Annotated in this window: 4 protein-coding genes; all 4 read right to left on the minus strand. The window is 42.8% G+C overall.

Annotation, left to right across the window (positions count from 1 at the left end; all coding sequences use genetic code 11):
* Positions 1-532 (minus strand): dipicolinate synthase subunit DpsA (locus AC1DVJ_RS30445; RefSeq protein ID WP_477596583.1); only part of this gene is annotated, 532 nt, incomplete at its 3' end.
* A gap of 153 nt (positions 533-685) precedes the next feature.
* Complete coding sequence (gene dut / locus AC1DVJ_RS30450; protein ID WP_477596589.1) at positions 686-1114, minus strand: dUTP diphosphatase; 429 nt, start codon at positions 1112-1114, stop codon at positions 686-688.
* A gap of 13 nt (positions 1115-1127) precedes the next feature.
* Complete coding sequence (locus tag AC1DVJ_RS30455) at positions 1128-2384, minus strand: M16 family metallopeptidase (RefSeq protein WP_477596585.1); 1257 nt, start codon at positions 2382-2384, stop codon at positions 1128-1130.
* Between the two features lie 107 nt (positions 2385-2491).
* Positions 2492-2936 (minus strand): polysaccharide deacetylase family protein (locus tag AC1DVJ_RS30460; RefSeq protein ID WP_477596587.1); only part of this gene is annotated, 445 nt, incomplete at its 5' end.

Consider the following 2936-nt stretch of genomic DNA (forward strand, 5'->3'; position numbering starts at 1 on the left):
CCCCTAATCCTTGCAAGGTTTTAGCCATTGTGAACCCTGTTCGACCAAAGCCCAAAACCATACAAACAGATCCATGAATGGTAATATCGGTGTTCTGGATGGCCATCATTAGCGCACCCTCTGCAGTTGGAATCGAATTGTAAATGGCAATATCATCACGATCTAGCAGTTCAACTAGCTCAATATCATGTGCCAAAACGAGCTTCTTCAAGTAGCTTTTCGCCATACCAGTATAAACCTTGGCATGCTTTGGCAATGCAGAAATATGCTCATCCGTCAGAATCATTTCTTCACTTGAAAAAATAGATTCCACTTGTCCTGTCTCATCCGTACCTACAACTGGCAAAATAAGTGCATCCACATGTTGAAACAACTCCGGATCTAACTTCACATTCGTAACACCGTGAAATTGCCGCCCGAGATTGTCAAATCCGAGTAATATAACGGTAGCGTCTAGCTCAGTAAATTTCTGAATTACTTCAAGTTGCCGGGCGTCTCCCCCCATAATAGCAACCGAAATCCCAGTAAGCATTCTTGCTTACACCCCTTCCTCGGTCCGTTTCGATACGTTATAGTATGCGTTCGCCTAAGGATGGGTGACTTCCGTCTTTGTTTCCTCCAAAACAAGAAAAACCCCTTCCTAAGAAGAGGTCATTTCTTGAAACCTTCGATACTAACGCTAATTTTATCGCCCTGTATGGCCGAAACCGCCAGATCCACGTACCGTTTCTGATAACTCAGTAACTACGTTTAATTGAATTTGTGGCACACGCTGAAACACCATCTGCGCGATACGTTCATTTCGCTGAATAACGAACGGCTCCTGGCCATGATTAATCAGCAATACTTTAACCTCACCGCGGTAATCCGCATCGATGGTCCCTGGAGAATTAAGTGTTGTAATGCCATGTTTATAAGCCAGCCCGCTTCTCGGGCGAATCTGTGCTTCTAGCTCCGGCGGCATACTAAGCGCGAAGCCGGTTGGAATCAGTTGACGCTCACCAGCTGCGAGCACGACTGGTTCTCTTACTGCGGCATGCAAATCATACCCGCTAGCTGCATCGGACATTTTCTGCGGTAAGAGAACGTCTTCTTGTCCCTCCATACGTTTCATTTGCACTTCAAAATCAAAGAGAGACAAGCTGATCCCTCCTGAAGCCGCTAATCACATCATCCGTATTTCCGACCATGGATAAAGCAAAAGGTGTAGAGAATAGCGTTTTCGTCAACTGACGAATATGTTCCATGTTCACACTTTCAATACGTGCGATCATTTCGTCCAGACTATAATGCTTACCTGTCATCAATTCATTTTTACCATAACGGTTCATCCGACTGCTCGTGCTTTCTAAACTAAGAATAAGGCTGCCTTTCAACTGCTCTTTACCTTTCTTCAGCTCAGAATCTGTCATGCCATTAACAGCAATGTCATGAAGCAGCTCCATCGTCACTTTCAGTACTTCTTCCGTCTGTTTTGGCGCTGTTCCTGTATAGATTGTAAACATCCCGCTATCAATATGAGAGGAATGATAAGAGTATACCGAATAGGCTAATCCGCGCTTCTCACGAATCTCTTGGAACAGTCTTGAGCTCATGCCACCGCCAATTGCATTGTTGAGCAAGACCATCGGATACAAATTTTCCTCCTGAAGCGACAAGCCAGGCAACGATAAACAAATATGGTTTTGTTCTGTTTTCTTGGAATGGAAAATCATTTCGCTCATGAAATCTGGTGCATCATAGCTTGTTTCAACACCGGATTGTGAAAAATCACCGAAATGCTTCTCAATCAGTTCTTTTACACTATCATCAATATTCCCAGCAATACTTAGCACCGTGTTCTCCGTATTATAATTTTGCTTGAGATAGGATCGAAGATCATCGGATTTCATTTTAGACAAATTATCTTGCGTTCCTAGAATCGTATAGCCTAGTGCGTGTTGGCCATAAGAAGCTTTGGCTAACAAGTCATGTACTAGGTCATCTGGTGTATCTTCATACATTGAAATTTCTTCGTAAATTACGTTCTTCTCTTTTTCTAACTCACCTTCATCAAAGGTCGAATTGAAAAACATATCCGAAAGCACATCCATCGCTAAAGGCAGATGTTCATCCAGCACTTTGGCATAATAGCACGTATATTCTTTGGACGTGAAAGCATTCACATTCCCGCCAATGCCATCAAAAATTTCTGCGATATCTTTCGCCGAATGACGTTCCGTTCCTTTGAACAACATATGCTCAATGAAATGTGAAATACCATTTTCCGTCTGCGACTCATTACGCGAGCCTGTTTTTACCCAAATCCCGAATGTTACCGATCGAAATGTAGGGATTTGTTCCATGACGACTCTCAAGCCATTATGTAAGCGATATTTGATCACCAAGGTTCCTCCTCGAAATGGTACACCTAAAAGTCCAATTCTCTATTATACTTCCTCAGTCTAACAAAAATGTGCCTTGGACTCAAATTAGCGGCAGAAGTTCATGACTAATTCGTGATTTGTCCCTGTCCAGTGATCCTTTTTGAGGAAAGAAGGTCGGAAACCGTGCCAAGCACTAGCCCTTTTTTCTTAATCAGATTGATCATACCTGGCAGCGCATCACGAGACGAAACCGTTGGATGCATCAGAATAAGAGTTCCGGGTTCAACATTGGAAGATAAACGTTCGAGAATACGAATTGCACCTGGATTTTTCCAGTCTATAGTATCAAAGGTCCACAACACTGTTTGCAATTTGAACTCTGCGGCCACCTGAATGGTTTCTTGATTAAAATAACCGGATGGAGGTGCGAATAATTTATTTTTAACACCGAGCAGTTTAAGTAAATCTTCAGTTTTCGAAATTTCCTCTACCGCTTTGCTGCGCGAAATGCTTCGCATATCCTTGTGAGAATACGCATGATTCGAAATTTCATGCCCTTCACTCTGAATG

This window comes from Paenibacillus sp. P4_A9, from assembly GCF_056402415.1.